The 5,188-nt window shown below is 43.1% G+C and carries 6 protein-coding genes; 5 read left to right on the top strand and 1 reads right to left on the bottom strand.

From position 1 onward, the window contains the following. Window positions 1–321 precede the first annotated feature (321 nt). Complete coding sequence (locus EV211_RS10385; protein WP_133529365.1) at window positions 322–537, top strand: hypothetical protein; 216 nt, start codon at window positions 322–324, stop codon at window positions 535–537. A 54-nt stretch (window positions 538–591) separates the two neighbouring features. Next, window positions 592–1,155, top strand: a complete 564-nt coding sequence (locus EV211_RS10390; RefSeq protein ID WP_133529366.1) for a hypothetical protein — start codon at window positions 592–594, stop codon at window positions 1,153–1,155. A gap of 120 nt (window positions 1,156–1,275) precedes the next feature. Here the strand turns inward: EV211_RS10390 and EV211_RS10395 are convergent, their stop codons facing one another. Then, window positions 1,276–2,403, bottom strand: coding sequence for a PdaC/SigV domain-containing protein (locus EV211_RS10395; RefSeq protein WP_133529367.1), 1,128 nt, complete (start codon window positions 2,401–2,403; stop codon window positions 1,276–1,278). 185 nt (window positions 2,404–2,588) lie between these two features. Here EV211_RS10395 and EV211_RS10400 point away from each other — a divergent pair, with 185 nt between their 5' ends. The 3 genes from EV211_RS10400 (at window position 2,589) to EV211_RS10410 (ending at window position 5,091) form a co-directional block, all read left to right on the top strand. Next, complete coding sequence (locus EV211_RS10400) at window positions 2,589–2,915, top strand: YhdT family protein (protein WP_133529368.1); 327 nt, start codon at window positions 2,589–2,591, stop codon at window positions 2,913–2,915. After that, entirely contained in the window at window positions 2,908–4,443 is a 1,536-nt protein-coding gene (gene panF / locus EV211_RS10405; RefSeq protein WP_133529369.1) for a sodium/pantothenate symporter, read from the top strand. Before EV211_RS10400 ends, panF begins: the two co-directional genes overlap by 8 nt. Window positions 4,444–4,569: 126 nt before the next feature. Further along, on the top strand, window positions 4,570–5,091 hold the full coding sequence (locus EV211_RS10410; protein ID WP_408608633.1) for a DUF4143 domain-containing protein: 522 nt from the start codon (window positions 4,570–4,572) through the stop codon (window positions 5,089–5,091). The last annotated feature ends 97 nt before the right edge of the window (window positions 5,092–5,188 follow it).

The following is a 5,188-nucleotide window of genomic DNA, read 5'->3' on the forward strand; positions in this document are numbered from 1 at the left end:
ATGCGGTGGTGTTCGTTTTACTGATATGCCTATATAAACATGTGCATAAAAAGTTTGGAGATGATGGCTGGTCAGATTCGATAGCTGTCTCTGGAGTCATTGTGCCATTTGCATTAGGAAGTATGGTTTCAATGGTCTTGATCCTAGGTTTATGATGGGATAAATGAAATTGTATCGGGTAGCATAATTACAGAAAGAGTAGAGGAAATATTAGTGAGTAATTTTTATACAAAAGTTACGCCGATTCTTGTAATCGTCAATTTTTTATTAAGTAGTGAGATCTTCAACTTTTTACTACCGCTAGGTTATTGGAGATCTGCTTTGATGGGAATAATTTGTATAACCTTGGCCATTTTTATAATAAATTTGCTTATAATAATCAGGGCGAAGAAAAAGTATAAAAGCGAGTTTTCGCCTGGAGGATACGTAATATTTGTGGTGGTTTTACCATGTGCCGCACCGTTAGTTTTAGTTGGCATACTTATTGGGTTTAACTGGACAATGGATTACATGGGGTTGTATGGCGGACTGGTTTGATTATGTTACATTTAGTGAAACACTGGTTTGAACTGGAACGCAGGATATCTTGGATTGCTGATAAAAAAGAATATGAAAAATAATCGGGCCACTGAAGCGGGGTCAAATGAGAAATCAGCGGATAGGCAAACAACTCACGTGATAAAGATGATCGTAGTAAATGTAGCCATTTTCTTATTGCTATGGCTTTGTTACTCTTTTATATCGTGGGTAGTGGTGCCATTATTGGCATATGAATTATTGCTGATATACTTACTGACTTCTAATACTGGAGGCAGGAACATACAACATAAAAAGATGTTAGGACCGTGGTGTTTGATCGTACCAATCGGCATGGGTTGTATCTCTATATTGCGGTACTCATTTTACCAGGGGTCAGAAACGTTGTGGGTTGGTAGAAGTGAGTTGATTGTGTGGATGATTTCAGTTATCATAGGGATTCTTGTTATGCTTTTGATCAATAAAAATAGCAGGATCAAAACGGGAGTAGCGCTGGGATTATTGATCATAGCAGTGGTCACATTATCTGCTGTTGGCCAAATCAAGATGATAAATGATTTACCTATTGCTAATAAGTCAATGAATGTTAACTATTACGTAGAGAAAAAATCAAATTAAAGGATAAAGTGAAAATCAAAGTGACCAAAGGATGCCTTGGCATCTGGTATATTAAATCGGGAGAAGAACAGGTAGAGAGGCAGTATAGTAGAGTGTGAGAGAGTGTGTGAACTGGAGGAGCTACTTAACCTCTACGCTGTATGTAAAGCTGTCGCCCTCTTCTCCACCCTGCCAGTCGCGAATGTAGTTGCACTGCAAAGTGGCGTTGCCTTCGGATATTCCTTTGACCAGGATGATCTCCTTGCCGCCGGCACCGCTGATATTGTCGTCTGCGTTACTGGAGATATAACGCTGGCTGATTATTTTAAGGACTTTGCTGTCGCTGCTTTTACATTTCCATATGTAACCGGTGCTGGAGTTCGAATCGAGCACCACATAAGCTAGTTGGCCCTTTGCCAGAGTATTTGTTTTGCTGCTGTCTAAGCTGATTCCTTCCGTTGACAGGAAACTATAGTCAGGATCCAGGTAAGCGCTGAGTTCCGAATAAGGCAGGGCATAATACTGAATGCCCGACGCGTATGTAAAGTAGGAATTCTGCTGGAAGACTACCGTGATACCTTTAGTGCCAAAATAAAAGCTGTCATTCTTCTTGATGGTCTTGAACTTCGTGATCTCATCTACATCGCCAGCCGCTACGCTTTTATCTATGGCTGCCCTGATACTGCTGTTGATGTAAGTCTTAGCGCCATTTACATTGCTGAAAATATCAGTGATCCTTATGTTCTTACCAGTCTCAAGGTCGTAGTTTTTACAAAGACGATACATGCTGCCGTGAGCACCGCCGGTGTACTGGTACTCATTTATAACTATACTCAAAACGCCATTCTGGTTGTACTTGACACTGTATGTAAGTCTGGTTTCGCACTTGACATTTTTATAGCCGTTTTTGCGTAGTTCCCCGGCGCTTTTTCTGCCATAGGCTAACTGCTTCTTGGCTTCTCTAAGGATGCTCGCGTTAATTGAGCGCTGGATGGTCTTGTTCTTCATTCCCTTTATTACAGGATATTTGATGCTGGCCTTCAGGCCCTTGACCTTCTTTATCTTCATAGTCTTTTTGCAGATTTTCAGGTCGTTGGCGTAAACGCTTTGACCATAAACTGTATCCGTTGTGGCCGTTTCCGTTGATCCTGCCGCCGCTGGCGTGATTTCTGAAGAGGTGCTTCCATCGTCTGCCATTACAGGTACGCACATGGCGGTGATCATGGCCGCCGAAACAATAGCTATAAATAATTTCTTGATTTTAATCATATCATTCGCCTTCCTTGAAATAATTATAGCACATATTAAAAATTATTGAATTCTTTTCTCATCAATGATATTATATTTCAGGTAGATGTGCGCGAGCCGCGTGCAGTGGCAGGGCAACATCTATTTATTAGCAGTTACAACTTAAACTAATAGACACTTACTTGTAAAGAGAAGGGATCTGAAAAATGAAAAAAGATAGTTATGGTGCGCCGATCCTTACGGAAAAGGAACGGGCACATCAAATCAAAAAAGAAGCAACTATATCGATGATAATGTATGCTGCTTTTTTTTTATGGTGGTATTTCACCGGTTACGGACTCGGCAGCGGAGACCCGAAGGATTATACATACATCTTCGGGCTTCCAATGTGGTTTTTCCTTAGCTGCATCGTAGGCTATGTGGGCTTCTGCGTAGCAACCATAATAGTAGTAAAGAAGGTCTTCAAGAACTTCAGCCTAGAAGAATCTCTGGATGATGAGATGGAAGCAAAGGCAGGTGATCAGAATGAGTAAATATAATATCACACTGATCTCCGTTCTGGTGATCTATATGGCGTTCAATTTCATATTCGGAATGTGGGTCAGCAAGAAACAGGAGCGTCTGGATGCTTCTGAAGGCACGGGATTTATCAACAACTACTTCATCGGCGGACGCTCCATGGGCGGCCTGGTACTGGCAATGACACTGATCGCGACATTTACCAGCGCAAGCAGCTTCGTCGGCGGGCCTGGCATCGCCTATTCCAAAGGCCTGGTCTGGGTGTTCCTGTCAATGATCCAAGTGCCTACGGCGTTCCTGATCCTCAGCGTGCTCGGCAAAAAATTTGCCATAATCGCCCGCAAGACGGACGCAGTCACTGTCACTGACTTCCTGAGTGCCAGATACAAATCACCTGTAGTAGTTATTGCGGCTTCCGTAGCCATGGTGCTGTTTTTCCTGGCGCAGATGATGTCCCAGTTCCTGGGCGGAGCTATTCTGTTCCAGTCGGTCACAGGCCTGTCATATATTTATGGTCTGATACTCTTCGGAGTCGTCGTGATAGTCTACACAAGCTTCGGCGGTTTCAAAGCCGTAGTCACTACAGACACCATACAGGGAATAATAATGGTGATCGGAGGATTCATCATCATGGGGACGATAATCCATGTTGGAGGCGGCGTGGACAGCATCGTGGACAAACTGAATACGGTCAATCCAAGCTGGGCGACTCCGGATCAGGGAGGCGTTACAGCCAAACCTTACGTGATGAGTTTCTGGATCCTGGTCGGTCTCGGCGTTCTCGGTCTGCCTCAGACAGCAGTTCGCGGCATGGGCTTCAAGGACACTAAATCCATGCATAACGCCATAATATATGGAACTATAGTAGTCGGATTCCTGATGCTGATAATGCATCTGGCAGGAGTTTTCGCGCCGGCTGTACTGGATTCATCAGAACTTCCGACCACAAACGGAGTGATCAACACCGATTACGTTATACCGAACCTGGTGCTGAAATACATGAACCCTGTAGTTGCGGGCCTGTTCATCGCGGCGCCGCTTTCTGCGGTAATGTCGACCATATCGTCACTTCTGATACTGGCGTCGGCAGCCATAGTAAAGGACATCTACGTGAACTATATCGCCCCGAAACACAAGAACGTTCAGGAAGAAATAGCCGATAAACCTTTTGAGAAAAAGGTGCGTGCCATGAGCATAATCACCACGCTGATAGTTGGCGCTATAGTATTCATATTTACCATTAACCCGCCGTCGCTGATAGTGTGGATCAATCTGTTTGCCTTCGGCGGCCTGGAATGCACGTTCCTGTGCCCGATAATTTTCGGTCTTTACTGGAAACGCGCCAATGCGACAGGTGTCATCGTGTCCATGATGTGCGGCATAGGGTCGTTCGTGTTCATGTCCGCAAAGGGTATCATGATCGGCGGCACGACTCCGATAGTGCTTTCTATAGGGATAGCCATAGTGGCATTCGTTGTGGGGAGTTTCATTGGAAAGGCTGACTACGACAAAAAGTCTCTTCAGATGTTCTTCCCGGAATAGCCCTGAGCAAATTACCGCAAATCACTATGACATATAGCCACAAATCACTATGATAAAAATGCACAAATCACTATGATATTATTGTAGAACATTAGATAAAGTGATATACTATCCTATTACGATTATATCGATGATTTAAAAAAACTGTTTGTAATAGAAGATGTGGAGGCATGGTGCCCAAATATAAGATCTAAAAGTGCAATAAGAGCGTCTAATAAAAAAGAGTTAATTGATCCATCGATTGCAGTAGCTATATTGGGGCTTGATCCGGAAGCGTTGGAGATAGATCTGAGAACTTTTGGATTTATCTTTGAGTGTATGTGTATAAGGGATCTTAAAATTTATTCACAGGCACTTGGAGGCAGAATATCATATTACCATGACAGATATGGGCTTGAAGCAGATGCTGTACTTCATTTAGAAGACGGAAGATATGCGTTAATCGAGTTTAAACTTGGTAGCAGCGATATAGAAGAAGGGGCTAAGCATCTTATAAATATTAGACAACTTGTGCGTGATCAAAATCAGAAAGAGCATCAGGTCCCTTTACGCGAACCTGATGTCTTGATGGTAATAACAGGAGGTCAAATGGCGTATACCAGGGAAGATGGAGTAATGGTAGTCCCTATCACATGTCTGAAAGACTAACATAAAATCATGCGGAATAAAAATATAAAATTGTGCGGATTGAGATTGCAAAATCATGCGGATTGGGATATAATGCATGTAGAGGTGAAACTTATGA

This window comes from Aminicella lysinilytica, from assembly GCF_004362975.1.
Taxonomy (GTDB): domain Bacteria; phylum Bacillota; class Clostridia; order Peptostreptococcales; family Anaerovoracaceae; genus Aminicella; species Aminicella lysinilytica.

Excerpts from the sequence above, each read along its gene's own strand:
- panF (WP_133529369.1), top strand. The coding sequence starts at position 2,908 with ATGAGTAAATATAATATCACACTGATCTCCGTTCTGGTGATCTATATG.
- EV211_RS10395 (WP_133529367.1), bottom strand. The coding sequence starts at position 2,403 with ATGATTAAAATCAAGAAATTATTTATAGCTATTGTTTCGGCGGCCATG.
- EV211_RS10400 (WP_133529368.1), top strand. The coding sequence starts at position 2,589 with ATGAAAAAAGATAGTTATGGTGCGCCGATCCTTACGGAAAAGGAACGG.